General features: G+C 41.6%; 20 protein-coding genes. 13 read left to right on the forward strand and 7 right to left on the reverse strand.

From position 1 onward, the window contains the following. Window positions 1-81 precede the first annotated feature (81 nt). From L6494_RS05260 to ilvN, 3 genes are all read right to left on the reverse strand, one after another. A complete protein-coding gene (locus L6494_RS05260; RefSeq protein ID WP_237991912.1) occupies window positions 82-2,223 on the reverse strand; it encodes a tetratricopeptide repeat protein in 2,142 nt (713 codons plus the stop codon). Beyond that, window positions 2,180-3,526, reverse strand: a complete 1,347-nt coding sequence (locus L6494_RS05265) for a P-loop NTPase fold protein (RefSeq protein ID WP_237991914.1) — start codon at window positions 3,524-3,526, stop codon at window positions 2,180-2,182. Before L6494_RS05265 ends, L6494_RS05260 begins: the two co-directional genes overlap by 44 nt. 398 nt (window positions 3,527-3,924) lie before the next feature. Beyond that, window positions 3,925-4,446 (reverse strand): acetolactate synthase small subunit, encoded by a 522-nt coding sequence (gene ilvN, locus L6494_RS05270; RefSeq protein WP_190699525.1) that lies wholly within the window; start codon window positions 4,444-4,446, stop codon window positions 3,925-3,927. Window positions 4,447-4,730: 284 nt separating this feature from the next. On the opposite strand from ilvN, the gene L6494_RS05275 reads away from it, so the two are divergent. Further along, a complete protein-coding gene (locus tag L6494_RS05275; RefSeq protein ID WP_237991916.1) occupies window positions 4,731-5,084 on the forward strand; it encodes a BON domain-containing protein in 354 nt (117 codons plus the stop codon). Between the two features lie 168 nt (window positions 5,085-5,252). Here L6494_RS05275 and L6494_RS05280 read toward each other — a convergent pair whose 3' ends face one another. After that, entirely contained in the window at window positions 5,253-6,173 is a 921-nt protein-coding gene (locus L6494_RS05280) for an alpha/beta fold hydrolase (RefSeq protein ID WP_237991918.1), read from the reverse strand. A 355-nt stretch (window positions 6,174-6,528) separates the two neighbouring features. Here L6494_RS05280 and infC point away from each other — a divergent pair, with 355 nt between their 5' ends. The 10 genes from infC to L6494_RS05330 all read left to right on the forward strand — a co-directional run bounded on the left by infC (window position 6,529) and on the right by L6494_RS05330 (window position 20,596). Beyond that, complete coding sequence (infC, locus tag L6494_RS05285; RefSeq protein ID WP_190705740.1) at window positions 6,529-7,062, forward strand: translation initiation factor IF-3; 534 nt, start codon at window positions 6,529-6,531, stop codon at window positions 7,060-7,062. Between the two features lie 118 nt (window positions 7,063-7,180). Continuing rightward, window positions 7,181-10,219, forward strand: a complete 3,039-nt coding sequence (locus L6494_RS05290) for an MFS transporter (protein WP_237991921.1) — start codon at window positions 7,181-7,183, stop codon at window positions 10,217-10,219. Between the two features lie 679 nt (window positions 10,220-10,898). Beyond that, window positions 10,899-12,275, forward strand: a complete 1,377-nt coding sequence (locus L6494_RS05295) for a S8 family peptidase (protein ID WP_237991923.1) — start codon at window positions 10,899-10,901, stop codon at window positions 12,273-12,275. A 147-nt stretch (window positions 12,276-12,422) separates the two neighbouring features. After that, window positions 12,423-12,662: a ketohydroxyglutarate aldolase gene (locus L6494_RS05300; RefSeq protein ID WP_237991926.1), complete on the forward strand. Its 240-nt coding sequence runs from the start codon at window positions 12,423-12,425 to the stop codon at window positions 12,660-12,662. A 78-nt stretch (window positions 12,663-12,740) separates the two neighbouring features. Next, complete coding sequence (locus tag L6494_RS05305) at window positions 12,741-13,202, forward strand: trypco2 family protein (RefSeq protein WP_237991928.1); 462 nt, start codon at window positions 12,741-12,743, stop codon at window positions 13,200-13,202. Between the two features lie 21 nt (window positions 13,203-13,223). Then, a complete protein-coding gene (locus L6494_RS05310; protein ID WP_237991930.1) occupies window positions 13,224-14,909 on the forward strand; it encodes an SIR2 family protein in 1,686 nt (561 codons plus the stop codon). A gap of 4 nt (window positions 14,910-14,913) precedes the next feature. Then, entirely contained in the window at window positions 14,914-18,039 is a 3,126-nt protein-coding gene (locus L6494_RS05315) for an NACHT and WD repeat domain-containing protein (protein WP_237991934.1), read from the forward strand. Between the two features lie 14 nt (window positions 18,040-18,053). Beyond that, the gene (locus tag L6494_RS05320; protein ID WP_237991936.1) at window positions 18,054-18,326 is read left to right on the forward strand and encodes a hypothetical protein; all 273 of its coding nucleotides are present in this window, start codon (window positions 18,054-18,056) and stop codon (window positions 18,324-18,326) included. A 32-nt stretch (window positions 18,327-18,358) separates the two neighbouring features. Continuing rightward, window positions 18,359-19,522: a cyclophane-forming radical SAM/SPASM peptide maturase GrrM/OscB gene (gene grrM, locus L6494_RS05325; RefSeq protein WP_237991938.1), complete on the forward strand. Its 1,164-nt coding sequence runs from the start codon at window positions 18,359-18,361 to the stop codon at window positions 19,520-19,522. Between the two features lie 36 nt (window positions 19,523-19,558). Next, entirely contained in the window at window positions 19,559-20,596 is a 1,038-nt protein-coding gene (locus L6494_RS05330) for a hypothetical protein (protein ID WP_237991940.1), read from the forward strand. Window positions 20,597-20,651: 55 nt separating this feature from the next. Here the strand turns inward: L6494_RS05330 and L6494_RS05335 are convergent, their stop codons facing one another. Next, window positions 20,652-20,828, reverse strand: a complete 177-nt coding sequence (locus tag L6494_RS05335; RefSeq protein ID WP_237991942.1) for a hypothetical protein — start codon at window positions 20,826-20,828, stop codon at window positions 20,652-20,654. Between the two features lie 59 nt (window positions 20,829-20,887). Between L6494_RS05335 and L6494_RS05340 the strand changes: the two genes are divergently transcribed. Continuing rightward, the gene (locus L6494_RS05340; protein WP_237991944.1) at window positions 20,888-22,447 is read left to right on the forward strand and encodes a cation:proton antiporter; all 1,560 of its coding nucleotides are present in this window, start codon (window positions 20,888-20,890) and stop codon (window positions 22,445-22,447) included. A 116-nt stretch (window positions 22,448-22,563) separates the two neighbouring features. Here L6494_RS05340 and L6494_RS05345 read toward each other — a convergent pair whose 3' ends face one another. Further along, on the reverse strand, window positions 22,564-23,373 hold the full coding sequence (locus L6494_RS05345; protein WP_237991946.1) for a SnoaL-like polyketide cyclase: 810 nt from the start codon (window positions 23,371-23,373) through the stop codon (window positions 22,564-22,566). A 346-nt stretch (window positions 23,374-23,719) separates the two neighbouring features. Beyond that, on the reverse strand, window positions 23,720-25,615 hold the full coding sequence (locus tag L6494_RS05350; protein ID WP_237991948.1) for a purple acid phosphatase family protein: 1,896 nt from the start codon (window positions 25,613-25,615) through the stop codon (window positions 23,720-23,722). 419 nt (window positions 25,616-26,034) lie between these two features. Here L6494_RS05350 and L6494_RS05355 point away from each other — a divergent pair, with 419 nt between their 5' ends. Next, entirely contained in the window at window positions 26,035-26,592 is a 558-nt protein-coding gene (locus L6494_RS05355; protein ID WP_237991950.1) for a CAP domain-containing protein, read from the forward strand. The last annotated feature ends 120 nt before the right edge of the window (window positions 26,593-26,712 follow it).

Below are 26,712 nucleotides of genomic sequence, written 5' to 3' on the forward strand. Positions count from 1 at the left end.
TCAGCGCAACGCAACCAAATTCATAGCCCCCTCCTCGCTTGCGGGGAGGGGGTTGGGGGTGGGGTTCTACCACCGACATCATCATTCAGACACCCTCTCAAACCTTTCCCTGACTTCTTCCACCGTCATCCCCAAAATATTAGCCACCGCTTGCAATAGACTCTCATCTTGGGTAGCTTGATAAAAACTAGCCAGATTGCTGATCGAAAGACCTAAATCATGTTCGTCATTAAACTCAAACGTAATCTGTAAATCTTCCAGGTAATAGGTTTTGGCTTGTTCTATCTCTCCCCATTCCTTTGCAACCTGACCAAGTTGGTAGTAGGTACTAGCTTGGCTATAACGATCGCCAAATTCAATTTTGATATCCAAAGCCTGTTGATAATAGGTTTTGGCTTGTTCCCATTCCCTTAATTGCTGGGCTACACTTCCCAAATTATTGTAGGTGCGGGCTTGGCTTAAGCGATCGCTATATTCAATAAAGATATCCAAAGCTTGTTGATAATAAGTTTTGGCTTGTTCCCATTCCCTTAATTCTTGGGTTAGTATTCCTAACTGTCCGTAGGTGCTGGCTTGGCTTAAGCGATCGCCAAATTCAAGTTTGATATCTAAAGCTTGTTGATAATAGGTTTTGGCTTGTTCCCATTCCCTTAATTCTTGGGCTACTTTTCCCAACTGGTGGTATGTGCTGGCTTGGCTTAAGCGATCACTAAATTCAATAAAGATATCTAAAGCTTGTTGATAATAGGTTTTGGCTTGTTCCCATTTCCTTAATTCTTGGGTTAGTATTCCTAACTGTCCGTAGGTGCTGGCTTGGCTTAAGCGATCGCCATATTCAATAAAGATATCCAAAGCTTGTTGATAATAGGTTTTGGCTTGTTCCCATTCCCTTAATTCTTGGGCTACGATTCCCAACTGGTGGTATGTGCGGGCTTGGCTTAAGCGATCGCTATATTCAATTTTGATATCCAAAGCTTGTTGATAATAGGTTTTGGCTTGTTCCCATTCCCTTAATTCTTGGGCTACCATTCCCAAGTTGTGGTATGTGCGGGCTTGGCTTAAGCGATCGCCATATTCAATAAAGATATCCAAAGCTTGTTGATAATAGGTTTTGGCCTGTTCCCATTCCCTTAATTCTTGGGCTACACTTCCCAAGTTGTGGTAGGTGCGGGCTTGGCTTAAGCGATCGCCTATCTCTTGGTAAATGTTTAAACACTGCTGATAAAAGGTAGTAGCTTCTGAAAATTTTCTCAATTTTAAATAAGCATTACCTATCTTCAATAATGCAATATTTTCACGGCGGCGATTTTCTATCTGTCTAGAAATCAACAATGATTCTTCATAATACTTGATTGCTGTTTCAAATTGCCTTTCTTGAGAGTAAGTATCACCTAATGTATTAATAACTTCTGATTGGAATAATCCGTCTTGAAAATTCTCAGCAATCTTTTTGGCTGCTTCTAAATATTCTCTAGCTTTTTCTGGCTTTATCTGGCTCAAATAAGCACGCCCTAGCTGATGTAAAATATTACTATAGCTGCGGAGACTACCTTCTGTTGGCTGTTGCCCAGTTGGGTTATGTTCCATTAACAGACGGTGTAATATATCTATTCGTTCTTGCTTTTCTGGCGGTTCTAATCTATCTATGATCTCACTATTTTGAGTCTGACTAATAGCGTTTTCTATAGTTTTATTTGGTGTTTTAAAGCGAAATATTCCTGAACGCCAAGCCCAAAAATCAGGTGCAAATTTAGCTAGGCGCGTGATGGCATAGTCTGGCAGAATAAATAATATGGGATGAGGTACACTTCTTTTATAAGCATCCCGCACAAAATTTAAGTCTTGTAAAACTGGCGGGTAGTCACCAAAAACACCAATAGCATTTTCTAAGCCTCTGACAATCAAGACTAACTTTTTATTCGCTTCTACCTGAATATGAGCTAATCTTTGGACAATTTCATCTCGCAAAAATCGCAGATTAGCATCCTGAGAATTGACAATAAAAAATTGAATATTTTCACATTCTGGGTTATTTTGCAACGCTGCAATTAATAAGTCTACATCTGGTGGAAAGTTAACTTCCACAAAACCAAGTGTAAACTTTTCTGCAAAGTCTATAAAAGTCAGTAACTCAGCAAAAGATTCTTGATTAATTGTGATAAATTGCCCAAGTTCTGCACTATTGACTTGTGAGTGCTGCAAGGGCTTTTTGGAAGAACTCATTTTGTTTTACCACGGGATTGGGGTAATTCCAACGTTTATTGCCGTTGTACTCTAAGACTGAAGTGTTAAACAGCATCAATTGACCAATTTCATCTTTGCTCACGTCTTTATTGATGCACACTTGCGCTAAATGTTGATAATGTTCTTCAGGGATAAATCTTTCAAAACCAAATTGCTGTTGTTTGATAGCATATTCCACATCTTCAGCAGTAATTTTGGGATGTTTTTTAGTGCTAGCAGTTTGACAAGCACTCCGCATCATCTGCATAAGTTGACGGACATGACCACCACTAGCTTTAGTTAACTCTAGCAATTCTTGGCGAGATACAAATACAGCATCAACATCTACGCGCTTCTCTATCAAACTAGCAACCGCATCTAATCCGGCTTGATTGTAGTTTAAATTGCAGACATCACGTTCAAATTCATAGATATTCACCATTGGCACAATATGAGGATTCCCATCAAACTGACATAGGGGATTTTTGGGTGAACAAAGAATAGAAATTGGTACTGTATAAATAATTGTACAGTGGAGTTCTTGTAACTGAGCTGCGTAGTCAAAAAATAAATGATCTGCAACCGCAGGGGGAACTCTATCTAGGTTATCAAAAATAATCAGTAAGCCTTTAAACTCAGGAAATTTTTTTCTAAGTTTAACGTAAGCATCACCCAGTAATAGGTTAATATCTGCCTTCAGGCGTGATAAGTCTTTTTCTAAAGTTTGGCGAATTGTAGTTTTTTGTTTATCAGAACCTTTAATCTGCGCTAGCAATTTCACCATTAATTTTGCGATAAATGGTGCTTGTGGTTGGAGGGTTGCTTCTCCCTCAATGCTGACAGATTTTTCTACACTTTCTTCTGTCTCTTGAGTAATTTCTTTAAACCAAGATTCAAAATTTTGTAATAATGCTTTATCAAAATTTAAGCCTAATTTTCTTAACTCATATTCTACTTGCTTGATAACTATTAAATATAAATCTGTATAGTTAGCATCATTAATATCTGTTTCTTCATTTACTTCTAAATAAATAACATGATAATTTTCTTGCCAAAGCGTTTGAATACGTTTTAGCTCTGTACTTTTACCACACCCACGATGCCCAGTAAATAGAATTGTGGTAAAGTCTGAGGGTTCTTGAAACTCTAGAAGTGTACTAACATTATCCACTGCTGAAGTTTTGCGGACTGCGGATAAATCGACATAGTATTTTTCTATATCTTCACCTTCTAAGGGTTCAACGCTACAAGCTTGAAAGGCTGATTTCAGAGTATTAGCACGTTGAAAATTAGGTATGGCCATTGTTTCTAGTTAATTTATAAATATAAATACTCAATGAAAGAATTTTAGGCGATCAGCTACCCTGATTTTTCACGTTATGTAGAAAAGTTGACGGGAAACCTAACCCCCTAACCCCCTTCCCTGGTGGGAAGGGGGAATATGTAGAGACGCTGCATACAACGTCTCTACAGTTATAGGCTACGGTGTACACACAAGTTATCGAATCACTATCAGTCCTCTGTTTAACCCACCCTAACCCTCCCCTTGGAAATGGGAGGGAACTAGATTTTCCGGTTTCCCCCCTTTCCAAGGGGGGATTAAGGGGGGTAATTCGACTTGTGTGTACACGGTAGGTGAACGGGGAGAGGTACTCTTGTAGCCGCGACTTCTAGTCCTGCGGCATTTTTGGCAAATAAATCTCAGGAAGCCTTGGCTTCCAAAGACTTGAGCAACTCAGTATTTACACCAGATTCACGAGTCAGGGCAATTTTGCCAGTGCGAGCAATTTCCCTAATCCCAAACTTTTGTAGCACCTGCACGATCGCCACCATCTTACCAGGATCGCCCACAACTTCTAAAGTCAGGGAATCTTCTGCTACATCTACTACACGCGCCCGGAATATCTGAGCTAGTTCGATGACTTCAGAACGGTTGCTGCTAGTAGCGTTCACCTTCAAAAGCATCAATTCTCGCTCTACACAAGGGGTTTCTGTAATATCCTGCACCTTGAGGACATTGACCAACTTGTATAGTTGTTTAGTGAGCTGTTCAATTACGCGATCGTCACCAGGTACAACCATCGTAATGCGGGAAACTCCCCCCTGCTCACCCGAACCAACTGCGAGGCTTTCGATATTAAAGCCACGACGCGCAAACAAACTAGCAATGCGGGAGAGAACCCCCGCCTCATCTTCTACCAAAACTGAAAGGGTATGTTTCATCTTTGCCAACACAGACTCAGGAAGCTATTGCTAACGCAAACATTAACTAATAGCCACCTGACACGTACTGCTTACTAAGTGAATAAATATAAGTCTTGTCCCTTATTTTAAACTCAATACCTGCACCTGTTCTATTCTTCTCTAGCAAAAAGTTAGGTCTACATCATACTGAAAGCATATGTTTTGAGGAGTGCATATCTTTTTGTGGACAGATGTGCATAGTTTACCAAACATCTATGATATCCGTATTATTAACACTATGCAGTTTCAGGAGGATGAAATTTATGAGTTGGCTCAAAAGAATTTTTGGTATGGAAAAACCCCAAAACGCCCAAGTAAATCCCTCCCCCCAAGTACCGCAAGCGGCTACTTCCACTGCTACCCAATCAATTCCACCAGAACGTTTGGGGTTAAATGGAGAATATGACCAAAGTGGTTTAGCAAAGCGGGTAGCATTGGCATTTGATCAGGATGCACAACTAAATAGTATAGATTCCCTGTGGGTAGCTCAGACTGCTGGGACTGTAGTGTTGAAAGGCAAAGTTCCTAACCAAGAAGTTCTCAACAAAATGAGGTCTGTAGCCCAAAATGTACACGGTACTACATCTGTTGATACTGCTCAAGTTACCATTGGCTAGTTGAAGAAGGTGATAGGTGATAGGTGACAGGTGACAGGTGACAGGTGATAGGTTATGTCATGTTCGCTTCATTCCTGACGAAACCCGAAGAACCCCACCCCGCCACAGCTACGCTTTGTCTCCCCTCCCCGTTCACGGGGAGGGGTTGGGGGTGGGGTTCTTTGACAGCTAAATCCCTCCATCTTGAAGAGATTGATCAATCCAGTTTAAAATGGCTTGGTTGACTTGCTCTGGACATTCATCATGGGGACAATGACCTACATCTTCTAAGTTAAGTATTTGTAGCCGTTCATTATATTGAGCAAATCGACTGGCTAGTATAGGCGGGACAAAGCGGTCTTTTTGTCCCCAAATTAGTAACATGGGAATTTTGATATTTGGTAACAGTGCTTTCACACTTGGACTAAAATTAATAGCGATCGCAGCTTTAAATAATGCACTAAAAGCACGGGCTGAACCCCTATCTTGGGGAGGCCCAGCTAAAATATCTATCAGTTCGTCAGTAATTGCTTCGGGATTCGCATAAGCCAAACTAGCCCAGCGACGTAATACACTGGGTTGACGCACAAAGTAAAATACAGGCTTTAACACTAGTGGAGAAGCGACAATATTTTTGATTGTCTTCACCAAAGGACGCAGAATAGGCGGAATAGCTTCTTGCTCTAATGATGGGTCAGGTAAACTCATCATGACAATCCCTTTTACCATATCTGGATGAGCTGCGGCGGCGGCTAAGGAAACTAGAGAACCATTGGAATTGCCCACTAATACCACTGGTTGACGGATAAAAGCTTGCCAAAACTCATATACCTGCTCTACCCATAGTTCTATACTGTAGTTGGCGGGAGCTTTTTCTGAACCCCCAAAACCGAGCATATCGAGAGCATAAACTGTGTGATGTTCGCTTAATGCTTCTAAGTTATGTCGCCAATGACCAATAGAAGCACCAAAACCGTGTAATAAAATCAGAGGCGTTGTTTTTTGGTGATTTTGACTGGCGCGAATATAGGTATAACGAATTTGCCAACCACGCCATACCCAGTCCCTTTGATTCCCAACTCTTTCTTGCCAGTGTACTGCGATCGCCATGTCGCTTCCCTCCGAATTCAAAATTGAATATAATTGAGGACTTAACTTCTATTCTAAAGATAGGGGAATGTTGACTATTAACTATCATTAAACGAATTGAAAAATAATTGTTACAATAGTTAATGGTTCTCTAGGTTGTGTGATTTAAATTAACTATTGCAGAGAAATTCTCTGAGAGTGAGTAGAATAGCAAATACAGAGAGAACATATCACTCTGTGGACTAGCTAACCCAAAACTATAGACTTATGATCAAGTCATTAGTTATTTTATTGTTGTGCTTATGAGCCACACCAACCAAAATCAAGTTAATTCAGTCCAAGCCAAATTCTTAGCAAAGGAATCCCATTAACTATAATGCCTGTGATTGAGAAAAAAAGAACTCGCGATCTGCCCCAAATTAACGAAAGAATTCGCTTCCCCAAAATTCGAGTCATTGACACTGACGGCTCTCAGCTAGGAATTCTGACTCCCCAGGAAGCTCTGCAACTAGCAGAAGACAAGGAGCTTGATCTAGTGCTGCTCAGTGACAAGGCCGATCCGCCAGTATGTCGGATTATGGACTATGGGAAATATAAGTTTGAGCAGGAGAAGAAAGCGCGGGAAGCCCGGAAAAAGCAGCACACAGCCGATGTGAAAGAAGTTAAGATGCGTTACAAGATAGAAGAACACGACTACAATGTGCGTGTTAAGCAAGCAGAACGCTTCTTGAAAGATGGTGATAAAGTCAAGGCGACTGTGATGTTCCGGGGGCGAGAGATTCAACACAGTGACTTAGCAGAAACCTTACTCAAGCGGATGGCTACAGATTTAGAGCCATTCGGTGAAGTACAACAAGCACCTAAAAAGGAAGGGCGCAACATGATGATGCTGATTTCGCCCAAGAAATAATTAACAGTGCTGAGTAAGTTCAGTCAAGTAATTTGCTACTGAAAATATTAAATCTGATAGTCCTGAACTCTGAGTGGGAAACATAATACTCAGTTGTTCAGGACTTTTGCCATTTTTAATGGAATTGAAAAATAATTCGTTGGCTGCAAAGAATAATTTGCTAGCACAACTATTAAAATGGGTGAATCTACGACCAGAAGAAGGCAGACGGACTTGGATGATGTTTGCCTTTTATACAACTGTATCTATAGGGTTACGATGGGCAGAAGATAGTACAGTCGCACTGTTTTTAGATGAATACGGGGTTGGGCCATTACCTTGGATGTATATAGCTAGTGCTTTTATGGGTGTCGCACTAGTTTTTTTGTATTCTTGGTTACAAAAGGTTTTTCCTTTACGCTGGGTAGTGGTGGCGATCGCACCTTGTATGGTCGCACCATTAATCTTGCTAGTATTACTACACTGGAAATTACATATTTCTTACCTAGCGGTGATTCTGGTGTTTTTATTGCGGCTATGGGTAGATTCTTTATATGTAGTCAATGACCTCAATACTTCTATTGTCGCCAATCAACTATTTAATATTCGTGAAATTAAACGCACCTACCCCATAGTTAGCAGTGGTTTACTAGTCGCAGATGTAATTAGTGGCTTTAGCTTACCTTGGTTGCTGCAATTTGCTCGACTCAATCGTGTAATTATCATCGCCTGTGGGGTGATTATCTTAGGTTCAGCAATTCTGGCTTATTTAACCTATCAGTACCGAGATGCTTTTCCCGATGCACCACAGCGTATCTTTCCCCAAGAAGAAGCCTCACGACACCGCCGCCTCGAAGCCCCACTCAAACGTTATACATTACAGTTATTTGCCTTTGTTGGTCTTTTGCAAGTCATTGGGTTATTAATCGATTTTCAATACCTGCAAGAACTAAAATTAAACTTGGGTGACACAGAACTAGCAGGCTTTTTAGGCTTATTTGGTGGGATTGTCGGACTTTGTGAGTTAGCGACTCAGTGGTTTATCTCCAGCCGCCTGATTGAACGTTTTGGGGTGTTTTTTAGTGCAGCCCTTTTACCTGTGGCTGTAGGCTTTGTTGTCCCAGGAGTGATTGCGGTACTGAATATATTACCGGGAATGCAATCCGTTGCTTTTTTCTGGGGATTGGTAGGGCTGAAATTTACAGATGAACTGCTACGTTATACCTTTGTTGTTAGTAGTGGCCCTGTATTATACCAACCCATACCAGAGCGGATTCGCAGCCGGATGCAGACTTTATCTGGAGGTTCAGCCGAAGCGATCGCTACAGGGTTGACTGGATTGGTAATATTTTTGACTGTGGTTATTGGGGGAAAATTTGTAGCTGCACCCGTCCAAAAATGGATATTTATTGCCGAGACAGCCATTGTAGCAGTTGCTTGCTTGCGCGTAGTTTGGGTATTGCGATCGCGCTATGTAGATTTATTAGTCTTGAGTGCAGAACGCGGAGAACTGAGTGCTTCTAAGGTGGGATTACGCGCCTTTAAGCAAGCAGTAGTCAAAGCTTTAGAAGAAACAGGTAACGCCGCCGATAAACATTCTTGTATTGACCTATTAGCCCAAATTGATCCCCAAGGGGCAGCTGAAATTTTAGCAGGATTACTATTCAAACTCACCCCTGACTTACAGCATCGCAGTTTAGAGGTGATGTTAGCAGTAGGTGCAAAACCTGAATATGTCTCAGAAGTGCGTTGGTTGTTAGAACGACACCCTAGTGTGGTCAATCCAGAAGTTTTTGCTTTGGCGTTGCGTTATGTCTGGCTAGCGGAAGCGCATCCTAATCTCGGTCTCCTAGAAGAATATCTCCACCCACGAAACCACTCACTCATCCGTGGAACTGCTGCTGCTTTGCTACTACGTCAAGGAACACCAATGCAAACAGTAGCAGCCACCAAAACCTTACGTTCGATGCTGACTCACAAGCAAGAACTAGAAAGGATGAATGGAGTCAAAGCTTTAAGAGAAGCAGTATATTTACAAGCCTTGCGGATTCACATCCCCAATCTGTTACAGGATGAATCCCTACGGGTACGCTGCGCTGTTTTAGACATGATTGCAACCAACAGAATGGAGGAATATTATCCAGCACTTTTAAAAGCACTTTACTACAAATCAACCCGTGATACGGCCATGCGTGCCTTAGTTAAAATGGAGAATGAAGCATTGGAGATGCTGCTAAAATTAGCCACCAATGTTTACAAACCAGAAGTATTGCGGATGTATGCTTGGCGGACTATAGCCCATATCTCCACCCTAGAGGCACTAGACACTTTATGGTTACATTTAGAATCATCTTGGGGTGGGACTAGATATCATATTCTTCGCAGTTTATTAAAAATTCAAAAACAATCAGAAGTTACCAATTTAGTAGATCGATTCCAGCACAGTCGAGTAGAAAGTTTAATTGACCAAGAATTAAAATTTTTAGGTGAAATTTACGCGGCGTACATAGACTTACAACCACAACAAAGGTTAGAAAATTATCAAACACAAGAGCGAGTTTTGATTGTCTACGAATTATTACAACGCGCTTTATCAGAAATGGAATGGGATATTAAAGAGAGATTACTGCTGTTATTGCGCCTATTATACTCCCCAGAAAAAATGCAGGCGGCAGCTTTTAATTTACGGTCTGAGTCAGGGACTAACTTAGCACGGGGCTTAGAGATATTAGAGCATACAGTCAACTTACCCACCAAATCATTGCTGTTGAATATTTTAGATCAGCGATCGCCCCAAGAGAAACTCCCTTATCTTATAGAAGCTGGATTTATGGAATATCAACCGTTTACACCCAGTGATAGACTGCGCCGGATGCTGAGTTTAGGGAATTTTTTCTCAGATTGGTGCTTGGCTTGCTGTTTTCATTTTGCTCAAGTCAACCGCATTCGCCTGACCATTAATGAAATTTTACAAGCTTTGCGCCATCCTACAGGCTTTGTGAGAGAAGCGGCGATCGCTTATTTAAGTGTAGTATCTCAGCGCGTCCTCTTAGAACTGCTACCGAAATTACAACAAGATTCACATCCCCTTGTAGCCACTCAAATCCAAGAGTTAATCAAGAAAAACCCAACTAAAAGTTATGTTGACGCAATCTATTCCATATCTGATCCTGTCTAAAAAATAGCCCAACTTTTCATCAATCAGGGCGTTCTTTATATTCTTTGTGCTTAATGCCTTATAGTACTTTTGGTCTATGCCTTTTGAAGACTAACTATATTGCTTGTTATTGATTAATTTCATCGGCATAACATGGTTAATTGCTTGTTTACAGATATCATCACTATTCTGGCAGGCAGCATAATCATCATGAAAAAGGTTCTACCTGAGAAAGAGGTTAAATTATTTCTAGTCCGTGAAAATCCCAATATTAGAGTAGGCAAGATTTGGAATTTGCTTTTCTAATCAAGCAACTTAGATGGAAATGAATTCACTATTTTTTAGTTATGAATTTTAGGGATAATTTCATCTGTTGTGTTTTCTTGTAAATCTGACCAATTCAGCTAAATCTATGCTCAGTCTATTACTTATTAGACTCCCTTAAAGCCTATTGACGGGCTAAAGCTATTTCAAAGCTTTTGTAGCGAATTGGCCTAAATTATCCGCCTTTTGGCTTAATCCGCTTTAGTTCAAACTGCTTCATCTGTAAACGAAAGAATTTTTGTTTATAGACCTTAAATGGCTATTGCCATTTGCTCTCTCTTAAAGAATGTAGATTTACCCTGGACGACTAGTTTGCACAACTCTTTTGCCCTTTACCGTCAAATAAGTCGCTAGAGAACTAGAAGGGAAGAAAATTATGATTAGCCCCATCTCATCAATTAATGGGTCAGAGACAACGGGAAGATATCTAGTATTATTGCGTGAAAATGCAATCGATTCAGGAATCCGCACACTGCGTGATTACACTGGGAACAGGAGAGTTGCTAGAGCAGCCGACTTTGAGAAAAATGCCGTTACCGCAGAGCAATTAGAGCAAACAGATACCACAATATTTGACAATTTGGGTGTTGCTGTTTGTACTCTCGACCCAGAACAGTTGCAGTCACTCCATACTGCGAGTGATGAAAGTAGTCCGATTGCTGTCATTGAAGCAGAGAGAGTTGTTTACGCTTTAAACGGTCAAGGATTGGGGGGTATTGTTGAACAACTAGCACCCAGGACTACCACTAATCCGGCAATGGAATACCTCAAAGGCTACCGAGATGCTGTGGATAGGCTCATAGATCATCTAGCACCCACAAATGGTACTACCAGGATGTTGCCTATGCCCGGTATGCAGGTGGTGGACGAAACAATAGCAACATGGGGACTACAAATCACAAAAGTCGTCAATTCCAAATTTAGTGGACGGGGGATTAAAGTTGCCGTTCTCGACACAGGGTTCGACTTGACTCACCCTGATTTTGCCGGACGGAGGATAATCAGCAAATCGTTCATAGCTAACCAAGAGGTGCAAGATAGAAACGGGCATGGAACTCACTGCATCGGTACAGCTTGCGGTCCCCTTTCTCCTACTATCCCCCCGCGTTATGGCATTGGTTACGAAACAGAAATCTTTGCCGGAAAAGTTTTAAGCAATCAGGGACGTGGGACTGATAGCGAAATCTTAGCAGGCATTGAATGGGCGATCGCCAATGGCTGCCCAATTGTCTCAATGTCTCTGGGAGCGCGTGTATTTCCTGGACAGAGGTACTCAGGGGTGTTCGAGGTTGTTGCTGATCGTGCGCTCCGCAATGGGATGTTAATTATCGCTGCGGCTGGTAACGATAGTGAGCGACATTTAGGCATAGTTGAGCCAGTTAGTCACCCAGCTAATTGTCCCTCGATCATGGCTGTAGGTGCGATTGACTCTCAACTGGAAGTTGCTTACTTTTCTAATGCTGGGCTTAATACCAATGGTGGTCAGGTCGATATTGTCGCTCCAGGGGCTGAACCGAGAACACCGGGGGGTAGTTCGAGAATTGATGTTCATTCAAGCTATCTGATGCCAACGAGGTACAGAAGGCTTAGGGGTACAAGTATGGCTGCACCCCATGTTGCTGGTATAGCTGCTCTGTATGCTGAGGCTATAGGGGCTACTGGCCGTGTTCTCTGGAATCGACTGACTCAAAATGCTCTCAGATTGCCTCTACCTTCAGTAGATGTTGGGGCTGGACTTGTTCAAGCACCTTAGAAGATTTTTCCTATCTTCTCACCTGAAGACCGTACTTCAACCATCCTTAGACTATACCTTGGGATGGTGAGTACCTATTTTAGCAATGCCGACTTAGCTGATAAGCATTGCAGTTTCTACTCCATAAAGCGGTAGGGAATTGTTGATATGTCAAATGTTAATTTATCAATTGCAGTTGATGAAAAATACATAGATCATATCCAGGAAGTAGCTCAAAACTTAGAGTCTTCTGGAATGAATGTTGGACAACTGTTGGAGAATCTGGGAATTATAACTGGTTCATGTGATTCTGAAAAAGTGGATGCTCTTGCTCAAGTTGAAGGAGTCTCTCATGTGGAACTGTCGCGAGAATATAAATTACCACCACCGGAATCTGATGTCCAATAATAATAGACCAGAAACTATATGCAGACGCTAAATTTCTATATTCTTACAAAAGTAAACTTCCCATGAATAGGAATTAATATGTCAAACAAAATTAGCTTAAATGAATTTATTTCTCAAGTTAAAGAGGACTTGAAACCTACAGAAGATACACCAATCTTCTTTTTGGAAAAAGCAGAATTAGAGATTCATGTAGCAGTTTCAAAAGTGGGTTCAGTTGAAGGCGAAATCATGGGAAAATCTGACTTAAAAATTAGTGTACTAGGTGTGGATTTCTTCAAAATCGGCGAATTTCAAGCTAGTGGTAAAGCATCTGGAAGTCTAGAAAGAAAAGATATACATACTATAAAAGTGACCCTTGTACCAATTTTTAATAATGAAGAGATAAAAACTAGTTTAACCGAAAATCAATTGATAGAAATAAAAAGAGCTATCAAGAGAAAAATAATGCGGGGAGAGGAGGAAGACCATAACACTAATTTAAGCGAAACAGAACTAGAAGAAAAAAATAAAGCTACTAAAAACAAAAGAATGCGTGGATAAAAAAATAAAAATGAACCTTCAATGTTTAAGAAAAAAATATTGATTTTAACAGCCAGCCCAGAAAATCATCTCAGGTTGCGGGTAGATAAAGAAATTAAAGCGATCGAGCAAGAATTAGATCGCTCTAAAAATCGCGATAAGTTTGAAATTATTCCTAAATTGGCAGTGAACCCTGGCGACTTAATTCGGGTTCTAGAAGCCGAAAAACCAGAGATTGTCCATTTCTCTGGGCATGGAAAGCAGGCAGGTTTAGTTTTTGAGAATGAAGCAGGACAGTCTCAGCTAGTGAGTGCAGAAGCTCTGGCAAGGCTATTTAAGCAATTTAGGAATGAAATTCAGTGTGTTCTCTTAAATGCTTGCTATTCCGAATTTCAAGCTCAGGCAATCAACGAACACATTCATTACGTGATTGGTATCAGTAATCAGATTGAGGATACAGCAGCCATTAAATTTGCCGTCGGTTTTTATGCCTCCCTAATTGCCGGTCGTACCTATAAAGATGCTTATGACTTTGGTTGTATTGCTCTCGATCTGGAGGGAATACCGGACGATTTGATCGACTTTAAGGAAAATACTCAATCCAATTTAACTGTTCCACGACTTCCCGAAAATCCCCCGACAACTCACCATTATCTAAATATTATTAACGCCTTAAAGAGCGGAAGATTAATTCCATTCATTGGCCCGGGGTTTAACTTGTTTGACGAACAGTTAACGAATCAGAGACTCAGTGAAATTGAACTAGCAGATTACTTAGCCCAGAATTTAGGAATAACCTCTCCCTATGAAGATTTAGTAGGTGCGCCGTGTCCACTCTGCCTTGTCAGTGCAGATGATCTGCCAACCGATTGTCCTGTTAAGAAAGCCCTGCTGCAAGGCACAATTACAGCTTGTCCACTCGCTAACGAACAGGCACTTGCTCTAGCGAAGATGAATCTTCAGTGCCTTGCTCAATATGTCCAGCTTACCTTCGGCATCAAGGATGTTTACGAAAGGTTGTACGAACTTTTGAGAGGGAAATACAGTCCTAGTCGATTTTATTTGTTCTGGGCTAATCTCCCTGAAAAAATGGAAGAAAAGCAATATCCTTTGCCTTACCAATTAATCGTGACCACCAATTACGATGATATGTTGGAACGGGCTTTTAGAGCAGCTAATCAACCGTTTGATTTAGTGTTCTATGTAGCAGAAGGCGAAGAGGTGCGTGGTCGATTCAAATATAAGCCGTTTGAAGAGAAAGCCCGTCCCATTGACAAGCCCAATCAATTGGAAGTCATCAGCAAAGCAAAAGATCGTCCAGTTATTCTCAAACTCTATGGCGTAGTTGATTTAATTGAGAGTCAACAGTGTAATTTTGTCATTACTGAAGATCACCACATCAATTATTTAGTCTACCGAGAGATTGGACAACTGCTGCCTAAGGATATTTTGGAAATTTTATGGGAAAGTCATAACATCTTGTTTATGGGTTTTAACCCCAGCGATCCTGATCTGCGGGTTATCATCAATCGAATCTGGGGAGAGCGGCTAGTTGGGCAAAAATCTTGGATGATCCATCAATCGAAGCCAGGGGAGCTAGATAAAACCTTCTGGAATAAGCGACAGGTAGAACTGATCGATAGCCGCTTAGAAGATTACTGTACTGACTTAGCCAATGGGATAGAAAAGCTGTCACCCAAGAAGTCCCTATATGAGCTTTGGAGTTAATTCTATGGGTGAAGTACCTTACCTGGGTTTAAATCCATTTTCAGAAAAAGACGCACCATTCTTTTTTGGCCGGGATGAGCAAAAAAGAGCGATCGCCAGAAATCTTCGGGTTTCGCGTCTGACAGTCCTGCTGGGGGAAAGTGGAGTAGGCAAGAGTTCCATTCTGCAAGCTGGCGTTGTTCCCCAGTTCCACCGAGATGGCGAACAACACCAACAAGAGCATGATGGTAAGCCTTTGTGGGCTGTTGTTGTGTTCAATGCCTGGCACAGTGATAATCCGTTGATGCTACTAGTAAACGAGATTCGGCATTCTGTTGCCGCAGCATTAAAAATTGACCCGGCTAGCTTGAAAGATGAGGCAACAATCACCGAAAGTCTGCAAACCTGGACAGAGATGTTGAGTGAAGAGCCAGAAAGAGGTCAAATTTTTATTATTCTAGACCAATTTGAGGAGTACTTTCAGTATCACTCACAGGAGTCTGGCGAAGAAACATTCGCCGATGAGTTTCCCCGATGGGTCAATCGTCCCAGCTTGTCGGTCAATTTCCTCATTGCCATGCGCCAGGATGCTCTAGCTAAACTCAATCACTTCCAGGGACGAATTATCAATATATTTGATAATCAACTGGTACTCCAGCGTCTTGACCGACCTTCAGCACGAGACGCAATTGTCAAGCCAATTGGGCAATACAACCTGCAACAGATTATCACCAACCACTTTATGACCTCGCGACTCACCCTACTTTCTACACCTAGTATGGAAAAAAGTCGCATCCTCAAGTATGGTGTTGTCCATCGCTTGCAGCAGATCGCCCAGCAAAATCTGCACAATCAGAGCGTACCTCAAATAGCTACTGTTATTTTTAATTACTGGCGTGGTAATCCGGTCGTTAATTTAAAACAGCAGGTGGATAACGACATCAGAAAAATCTTTCCCGATGTCCAAGTTCCTCAAGCCGGGACTTCATTGGCTCAAACCTTGCAGGAGTGGGCGGAGCATATCAGTGGTAAAGAAGGAAAAGGTAAACTTTTTATTATCCTCGACCAGTTTGAAGAGTTTTTCCAGTATCAGCAGCCAGACATGGAAGAAGGAAGCTTTGTTGCCGAATTTGCCCGTGCGGTCAATTATGCTGAACTACCTGTCCATTTCCTGATTGCTATCCGTGATGAGGCATTAAATTTACTCAAATATTTTGAACAGCGCATCCCTGGTATTTTTGACAACCACTTGCGTATTAAAGAACTAGAAGAAGACTCAGCGATCGCTGATTTAGTCAAACCGATTGAAGAACCAACCGACAAAACAAGCCAGGCGATCGCGATCGAACCCGAACTAGTTGAGGAGGTCTTAAATCAGGTTCAGGTGGGTATGGTTTCTCTCATCGAAACTGATCAGGGTAGGATAAGTATTCCTTCTACCTCCCAAGAAAATATAGAAATTGAAGCTCCCTTTCTAGAACTGGTAATGGAACGCCTCTGGAAAGAAGAGATCGGCAAAAAAGGCTCACACTGCCTACGGTTAGAGACACTGAATCAATTCAGCATTCCAGAGAAGAATATAACTGCCGCCCAAAGGATCGCTAACGAGCATCTAAGTGAACAGATGAATATTCTCTCAGACAGAGAACGGGATGCTATGGCAACTGTCTTTAAATACTTGGTGAGTGCAGGAGGCACTAAGATTGCTTATCCTGTCATTGACCTACCGGAGACTACAGGACTTAACCAAGGTGAACTCATATCTGTATTAGACAAACTCGACAGACAACGCATCTTGCGTACAGTCAAAGCCCCTTATCATTCAGATGTAAAACGCTATGAGATTTTTCACGACATTATAGCTTTACCGATTTTAAAATGGCGCGATCGATACTTGCTGGAAAAAAGACTCAAAGAAGAAAAAGAAAAAGAGAAGCGGAAAGCAGAGCAGAAGATTCGACGGGGCAGGTTAATTGGGGGAGGTATTTTGTTATTCAGCGTTATTTTAGGATTGTCCTGGTACACAAATCATAATTTTTATCAATTAAGAGTAGCCAATGATGAGATAGAAAAAGCTTGGGATGCTTATAGAATGAAACCCTTTAGATCCTCTGGAGAGATTGATGGATTAATTATGGCTATCCAGGCAGGACATAAATTGACAGTGCCCTTGAAAAATCCATTACTCATTTGGAACCCCTTCCTCGCACCTCAAATTAATAAGTCCAAAAATAACTCCATCCACGTCTTGCAAACAATTTTGAATGACATCAAAGAGAAAAATAACCTGATTCTCCGCCCAATGCCTCAGAGTGACATGTTTAGCATGAGTTTCAGCCAGAATAGGAAGCTCATAGCTACTAGCTTCGCCGACGGCACTGTCCATCTGTGGACGCTACAGGGTAAGAAACTGAATGAATTTCAAGTTCCAGGAGGTAGAGGTTTGAGCCTCAGCTTTAGCCCTGATGGGAAGCTCTTAGCCACTAGCTCGGATGATGGCAATGTCCGCCTGTGGACGCTACAGGGTAAGAAACTGAATGAATTCCAAGTTCCAGGAAATCTAGTCTTGAACCTCAGTTTCAGCCCTGATGGGAAGCTCTTAGCCACTGGTTCCGTTGACGGCAATGTCCGTCTGTGGACGCTACAGGGTAAGAAACTGAATGAATTCCAAGTTTCTCAAGATCCAATTTATAGCCTCAGCTTTAGCGCAGATAGGAAGCTCTTAGCTACTGGCTCCCAAAATGGTAATGTCCGACTGTGGGATCTCCAAAATCTCAAACCTCCCAAGGCTATCCTAACTTTGCCAAATCAGGGTAGTGTTTGGAGTATTAACTTCAGCCCAGATGGGCAGCACCTAGCTACTGGCTACAAGGATAGCATCGTCCGCCTGTGGAGTATACAGGGTGAGAAACTAAAAGAATTCCGAGTCTATCCAGTTCCAGTTCCAGTATTGAGCATCAGTTTCAATCCCCATCAGAATATTCTGATTGCTGGAACTAACAATGGGATTGTCAGTTTCTGGGATATTTCAGGTGAAAAACGACAAGTTGATGACAACTTAGATAACTTGTTAGCAAGTGGTTGTGATTGGCTTAAGGACTATCTCGCGACTAATCCTGATACCAATTTGTCATTCTGTCAACCTAAATAGGGAGTTTTGGCTATATGGAAACTAAACAAGATGAATGGAAAGTTTTGCAACTCTTTACAGTATCAGTCGTTGCTATAATTTTTAGTTCTGCTTTGTCCAATTCTGCTTTAGTCAAGGCTGCAAGTGTTTCAGAGTTAACAATAGAAGAGCGGTTAGTGAAGGTAAGAAAACATATACAGCAGAGAGGAGACGAACTTATAGACTCGTATTGCACTGTATCTTCACGGCAAGATGATCTAGAGGTTAAAGAGGAATGGAAAAAGGGGCCATATGACAAATCTCTTTAATCATAAAATCCGAAAATTTGGTGACGAAATCCATGCAATATACCAACATTGGACCCGTCAAGCTCGTTATCATTCAACCCACTACTTTCTGTAATTTAGATTGCGATTACTGCTATCTACACAATCGCCAATCTAAGGCTCAAATATCTATTGATTTGATCGAAACCATCTTTAAAAGTCTGTTTCAAAGCCAATTAATCGAGAAAGAATTTACTGTTATTTGGCACGCAGGCGAACCCTTGTCTATGCCGATCGCTTTTTATCATGCGGCATTTCAAAATATTAATAACCTCAATCAAGACTTCAACCAAAATCGCTGCACAATATATCAGTCCATTCAAACTAATGGAACACTCATTAATCAAGATTGGTGTGATTTGATTAAAAGCTATCAAGTGCAGATGGGTATTAGCCTTGATGGTCTGGATTTTATCCACGATGCTCACCGCAAAACTAGGAAAGGCTTGGGTACTCATGCCAGCACTATGAGAGGAATATCAATGCTCAAAGCAAATAATATTGACTTTCGTGTAATTACTGTACTGACTCAAGACTCTTTAGATTATCCAGAAGAGATGTTCAATTTCTTCATGGAAAATGACATTAGAAAGGTGGGATTTAATATTGACGAAAAAATAGGCTCTCATGAGTCATCATCTTTTGAAAATAGGGGAATAGAAGAACGATACCGTGCTTTTATGCAGCGTTTCTATGAGCTAGTGAAAAGCACGAATTGGTACTTAAAAATTAGAGAATTCGAGGAGCTTAAACATAAAATTTGCTACGGAATGCCCAATGAAATAAAAGGTCAATTTACACCTTTTTCAATAATCAGCATAGACTATCAAGGTAATTTTTCCACATTCTCACCAGAACTTTTATCTATGAAAAGTTCTATCTATGGCGATTTTATTTTGGGTAATGTGGAACATGACACGTTTGAATCAGCCTGTAAAACAGATAAATTCAAAAGAATCAATCACGATATTCAAGCAGGGGTCGATTTATGCCAGCATACCTGTCCATATTTCTCGGTCTGCGGAGGTGCTTCTCCTGCTAATAAATACTTTGAAAATGGCTTGTTTGAATCGTCTGAAACGATCTATTGCAGATACTCAACGAAGATTTTAACAGATATTATTCTGGAGGATATTGAAACTTATTTGGTACTCGATCAACCCAAGATTAACGGATGAAGTAGCTATATCTAGAAACTAAAAAAGTAAAAATTTATGCCAGTACCACAGCAAGAAAATCAAACTCGTAATGGTTCGATTTTGGATCAACAGAAACAAGCCCTACCAGAGGTATCTTCACCTCTCACAATAGCCAAAAGTTTTTCAGAAAATCAACGGCTTCTGATTGAAGCTTACCTGAAGCTATTAGATATGGTTGCAGTATCCCAAGTATCAACAGGGGTGCTGCCAAGCATTACTAAAAACCGTTATCTTGTCTATGTGCATGGGATTAGCCAGCATCAAGATGGATATTCCAACAGTTGGTGGCAAGCATTACAACCTTATATTGGGAAAGTGTTCGAGGATGGCAATCTTGGCGATACCCGTAGAGAGGTGCTGTGGAGTGATTTAGTTAATGCGTCAACTGTTGCTGATATGGTTGATACTACGCAAAAAGAGCAATTAAAGCGAGAGATTCTGGCAATTTTAGAAGATAGACAGCGACAAGAGATAGCCGCAAAAACTGGCGGTGGTCGCCAGGTACATCTGTCCATGCAGACTCGTGTCATAGAACCTAGTCAGGTTTTGGGAATTGATGACTTTCTCATCTATATGTTGAACAGCGAAATGCGCCAACAAATCATCAATCGCTTTACTGATACTGTGAAACCACTCCTTGGCAGTAATAATCAAATCGACATTATTTCCCACAGTTGGGGTACTGTAGTTGCCTACGAAGGGTTACGAGAACTTGAGGCTGAACAATTTTTACAGGGACAAGTCTCGAACTTCTTTACTGTGGGCAGTGCGTTATCTATTGGACCAGTACGCGCCTCTTTGCGCCCAGAAAATCAGGATGGTCGCCGACCTTCTATGGTGAATAAATGGATTAATCTTGATGCACAAGGGGATCTAGTTGGCGGGATGTTAGGGGATATGTTCGAGATTACTCAGGAAAACCTGGGACTTCAACCCATCGGTTGTCTATTAGAGTGGTTTGGCTATAGATTATCCTGCGCGCACAGCTCCTACTTTGTAGGGGAAAATACAACTGTCAACCGAGATATTTTTGCTCACTATCTTCTGGATTAAGTGCTACAGTCTACGCGAAGCTCGGAAAGGAAGTATAAAAAATTTCGATGATTTGTCATTCTGAGCGCAACGTAGTGAAGGGTAAAGCCTGCGGCATAGCTTCGCTAACTACAAAAAAAATCCGGCGTGGTAACAGTTCAGTAATAGCTAATCCCGCCAGCACTAAACCTGCAACATAAGGAACTTTAAGTCTGCGGGATAATAACGGTATACCTGTAGTAACTAGCAGCAAAAGAATTGATGCTCTATGTTTTTACAGGATACATTATTCCCTGATTAGACTTATTGAATATGGTAATTGAATCAGCAATTGGAGAGGAAGCGATCGCCTCTAATCTCAAGCAGTTTCTTCTAGTGCTGTCGGTATCTTTAGGGGTGGCGACCTTACCACAGATATTTAACTGGTTTCGCCAGATACCCTACACTTTACTTTTAGTCATTGTCGGCTTAGGTTTAGCGGTGGTTGATGTCCGCCTAGTTACTCTTTCCCCAGCCTTAATTCTGTTCATTTTTTTACCTCCCCTCTTATTTGAAGCTGCATGGAATCTGAAATGGTCAGACTTGAAGCAGGAATTTATCCCCATTTGTTTGTATGCAGTATTGGGGGTGGTCATTTCCATTGCGGGGGTAGCAATTGGACTCAATCAACTAGCTGGATTATCTATCACTACAGCTTTGCTCATTGCTGCGAGTCTTTCAGCTACTGATCCTGTTTCGGTAACGGCTTTATTTCGGGAATTAGGCGTAAGCAACCGCCTTGTTACTTTGATGGAAGGTGAAAGCTTATTTAATGATGGCATGGCTGTAGTTGCCTTTGGTTTTTTAGTAGCCTTACCTTTAGGTAATGCCGAATTAGGGCTACAGCCTGTTTTATTGGAGTTATTTCAAGTTATTGGTATTGGTTTAGCGGTGGGTGGTTTGATTGGTTTTGGTATTTCCTACCTCACCCAACGCTTTGATTTACCGATGGTTGAACAATCTCTGACCTTAGTATCTGCTTATGGTACTTACTTAATTACTGAAGATTTGGGTGGTTCTGGGGTAATTGGAGTTGTCACCACAGGTTTAATTTTAGGTAACTTTGGCTCTCGCATCGGCATGAATCCCCGCACCCGGATTATTGTGTCCGAGTTTTGGGACTTTTTAGCCTTTTTCGTCAATTCCATTGTCTTTTTGCTGATTGGCGACCAAATGCGCTTTGCCAGTCTCAGAGAAAACCTACAAATCATCGGTGTAACAGTTGCTGCCATGATTTTAATGCGAGCTGTAGCAATTTACATTCTCAGCTATCTCAGTCAAACTATCACCAAATCAACAATTTCTCTACCCGAACAAACAACCCTGTGGTGGGGAGGGTTACGCGGTTCTGTTTCCATAGCATTGGCATTGAGTGTACCAGCAGTTTTACCAGATCGAGACAAAATTATTGCGATCGTATTTGGAGTAGTTTTATTTACCCTACTCATTCAAGGATTGACCATCAAGCCATTAGTTAAACAGCTAAATTTGTTAGGCGATGCACCCCTACGGGAACAGTATTTAGAAATGGTTGCTCGTAATATCGCCTTAGAACGAGTTCTAAAATATCTGCAAACAGAACAACATCCTGGTATTAACCCGGAGTTTGTCCGCTATCAAGAAAAACTCATCACTGGTGAGATTGAGCAGATGCAAACCAAGATTGACAAATTACAAGATGAGTACCCCAATATCCAGAACTTTATCACTGAACAGTTTCAAGAAAAACTATTGGCAGTTGAGGCAGATACCTATGCAGAATTTGTCAAATCCGGTAGGTTAAATAAAGAACTAGCACCCATGCTGGAAAATGTTTTGCCCCATGATAGGTGACAGGTGACAGGTGACAGGTATGAGGAAGTGAACATTTAGCACAGGCTAACGTCCCACTTACTACTCACTACTCAGCACTCAGCACTCATCACTCATCACTCACTACTCAGCACTCATTACTCACTTACAGCAAAGGGACAACGACTAGTAGAGAGATTTACATCGGTTGATTTTTTTCTCCAAGGCCAAAGTTTCTTGATAAAATTCCATAACTTTTGCCACAGAGACGATTTGGTTTTTGTACCTGTTAGTTGTTGTGTTTGCAGATTAGGTGGTAGCTTACCACCTGATGTAAGTTTTGCTAGAAACTTAGTGTTGTCATAGTAGTGTTCTAAAGAGAGAATTTTTAGGTCATCTCTCAGATGAACAACACTAGTGCCAATAATTTCAATAGTTTCACCTGTCGGTGCATAATCTTTGTATGCACCATTAAAAGCACCCCAATGTCGCCATTTAAAAACGATACTTGGGGGGGTTGAATAAACTTCTAACACCTCCCATAAGAAACCTTCGGGAAATGCTGTATGAAAAAGGTTCGTTGAGGTTTCAAAATTTTCCTCACTGGCTTTGTAATGTTTGTTATTACCAATTAATAGTTTATAAGTACCAGAATTAATTAAATCTGTGATGGTGTAGCCATAACCACCATTGGTACTCATGCGAAACTTATCTTGAACAACAGTTAGCCATTGAGCAGGGTTAGTCTTAAAATTGGCCTCAATATCAAAAGCGCGCACCAAGTTTTGGACTAATCTTTCTAGGGAATTTTCGGGGTGATTTTGTATGCTTTCTTCGGCAAGTTTTTCATTAGAATGAGTATAGTCTGGTTTTTGACCATATCGCCATTCTATATCAGTGCTATATTCTAGCACTGTATCTCTATCTTGTACCCAAAGATTAAGCTTGCTGATGTCGATGGGATTCATAAATGCCTACGCGAAAAGTTAACTAAGAAATAAATGTAAATTGATGATGAGCAACAGAATTACGCAATGAAAACCCTCTAGTTTTGCAGCTAGTTATACAGCTTTTTTGCAGATTTAATCTCTCATTCGTTTGTAGCGTCAGAGATTTTGAAGTACATCTACTTGCATCTTTTACTATTATGCCAGCCAGTACAAAAAAAGTTGATTAATATAGATAATCTCAAATAATTTTAGATAGTAATTTGTTGATATTTTTAGTTTTAATATGTAATTTATTCTTAAACAAATAGGGTGCGTTAATGCAGTGTAACGCACCGATTATTTTGGTTAATTATGCCAAAGGCTCTTATTGCTTAATTTTGCGTGATTTGAATCCTAACGTACCTAAGCCAAACACCAAGAAACCAAAAATTAGACTAGGTTCAGGAACTTCTTGGATAATTCGCCCATTGGTATCTACGAAAAAGGTAATCTCATCGCTGTAGGTGCGGCGATCGCTACGCAATAAATTATAGTTTTGATCAAGGATGGGGAAGTTATACACTGGTGTCAGAGTAACTTTGGCATATTTACCATTTGCTCCATTGAGTTTCTCTAAATTCACCTCAAGATGTCCGTAGTGTTTACCACCATCCACTAATTGCAACGCCCCAGCGATGTCTTGCCAAAACTCACCTTCACTTTGGTCGGCTGTCCATTGGCTGAAGCTGTTGTACTTGAGTAGGGGGTCGCTCAAGCTTGAACCGTTACGTTTCTCACCCCGTAACCCATCACCTGATACGCCTACATCATAGTAATATACGCCAATACCGTCGCCGTTTTCATCAACAAAACTGCGCTCGAACATTTCACTATGACCAGACAGCACCGCCAAGACACCAAATTCCTCAAACATACCCTGGTATTGGCGCATGGGTGTACCGCCCTGACCTGTTGACAGAGCATGGTTCATGGGTTGTCCGTGTTCACCACTGCTGTAGGGTGCGTGATGGAACTGCACAAAAATCATTTGACCTTTGGCTCGTGCATCTTCTAATTGTGCTTTTGCCCAATTCCATTGGGGACTACCAGGGTTAAAGTCTGCTAAGTCAGTACCGCCAGCCGCTTCATATTGGGTACGTGTATAGTTATCTTGGGTGTCAGTCCCTGTACCTGTGTAATCTTGTCCGCTTATTTTCGGTAGTTGACCATCACCCCCGTAGTTACTGCGTCGATCATCTGGCTCACCATTGGAACTATCGAGGGTAATAATAGTGATAGGGCCGTAGTCGATACGATAGTAATTATCTTGATGATCTGGTGTACCGTTGTCAGGTGCATCAAAGTAGACATGATATTTATCGCGGCCAAATTTAGGGCCAAAACGTCCATCAGCATCAGTACCATAACCGCCATTGAGTGCGCCAAAGTTCTCCCAGTTACCCAAGGCTGGCAAAATGGGGTATTTTGACAAACCACTGTCAAATTCCCCGGCGTTGTGCCGGAAAAATTCATCCCAGCCTGGTTGGTATCCACCACCTTGCACCAAATCACCAGGCATCAGCAGGAAGTCAGGGTTGCGGCTGTTAACGATCGCAAGGTTGCGTTTGTAGCCTTCAGTTTCAGTCAAAGCATAGCGCAAAGTTTGTGAACCACCTGAGCCGGCAGTGCCGAAAGTATTTGCCCATTGACTACCACTCAATTCGGGGCGTGCGGCTGAACCTGGAGCTAAAGCACCGGGTTGCCATTCACGGCGGCTAAAACGTCCGGCTGGCTCGGTTTCACTGTCGGACATGGCAATAAAGCGGATGCTATTCCAGTCGTCTTTAGTGGGAGCAGTTTTAAAAGATGAGTTAAAAACACTCGTCCCCTGGACTACCGTATATTGATATGTTGTTCCCGGTAACAAACCACGCACATCAACGCTATGTTTATAGTTGTTATCACTGAGCAACCACGACCCTGGAGCTAAACCAGTAATATTCTGATTCTTTTCGGCGTTGGTGTATGCTAGCACTGACTGGTATGCAGGTGTACTGGTAAAATTGAGGGGATTACTTAGACCAGCCCCAGTAATTGAGAGAATGCCGGGTACTTCTTCTTCCGTAAACCAAGTAAAATACATTCCTTCAGTCGAAGGCTGCTGTAAATAGGGATTGATGCGGAAAGAGGATGCGTTGGCTGGAAAGCTTGTAGCAGAAATCAATCCAGTAGTGAGTGTCAGGGCGATCGCTATTTGCGGCAAGCACAACTTGTGTAGCATAGATATTAATCGTAACTCCGTTGGGTTTCCTAGTCTGCTCTGGACTGAAGCTATTCATTTCTTATAGTTCTGGGGTGAAGACTAGGTTAAGCACCCAATATTGTAGGGTTAAGGTGACAGGTGACAGGGGATAGGGGATAGGGGATAGGGGATAGGGGATAGGGGATAGGGGATAGGGGATAGGGGATAGGTGACAGGGGATAGGGGATAGGTGACAGGGGACAGAGGGATAGGGGACTGACTTTTAACGTTATCTGGAAAACCCCTCTTGAAACCTCTCCCCTACCAATGTAGAGACGTTTCATGAAACGTCTCTACATATTCCCCCTTCCCTAGTAGGGAAGGGGGTTAGGGGGTTAGGTTTCCCGTTAGCTTTTCCACATAACGTTAAAAGTCAGGATAGAAAATTGAAAATAACTATGAATCGATTGCCTCAAAAATTATACTTAGTGTGGGTTGCGATCGCGCTATCATCTACCGGGTGTGAGCAAGTTACAAAACAATTGCCACCTCTGCCCAACATTGACATACCATTAAGCCAATCCCCACAACCATTAATTACTCCTGAATCTGCCACAACTGCCCAAATCGAGTCCGAAATCCGTCAAGGTATTAACCAAGTAAGACAAAAAAATGGGCTTCAGCCACTCAAAGATCATCCAAAATTAGCACAAGTAGCCCGTAAATATAGCCGTCAGATGGCAGAACAAAACTTTTTTAGCCATACTGGTGCTGACGGTAGCACACCACAAGAAAGAGTTACGAGAGATGGTATTCTTTATTCAGTAGTGGGTGAAAATTTATTCAAAAGTCAGAATGTACCTAGGCCAGTACCAGCAGCCATTGAAGGCTGGATGAAAAGCCCAGGACACCGAGAAAATATTCTGCGTCCAGTGTTTACAGAAACAGGTGTAGGAGTTTGGCGAGAGGGTAATACTTACTACGTTACCCAGTTATTCTTAAGACCATTTCCGTAGTAATTCCGGCTACGGGGTGTTGGCTACGCCCGCCGCAGGCATCGCATATAGCGTTTCCTAATCACATCAGGTATGTTGTCATAGCCCCCTCTTTGCTTGCGGGGCTACCGTGTACACACA

It is taken from the genome of Nostoc sp. UHCC 0870 (assembly GCF_022063185.1).
In the GTDB taxonomy this organism is placed as follows: Bacteria; Cyanobacteriota; Cyanobacteriia; order Cyanobacteriales; family Nostocaceae; genus Trichormus.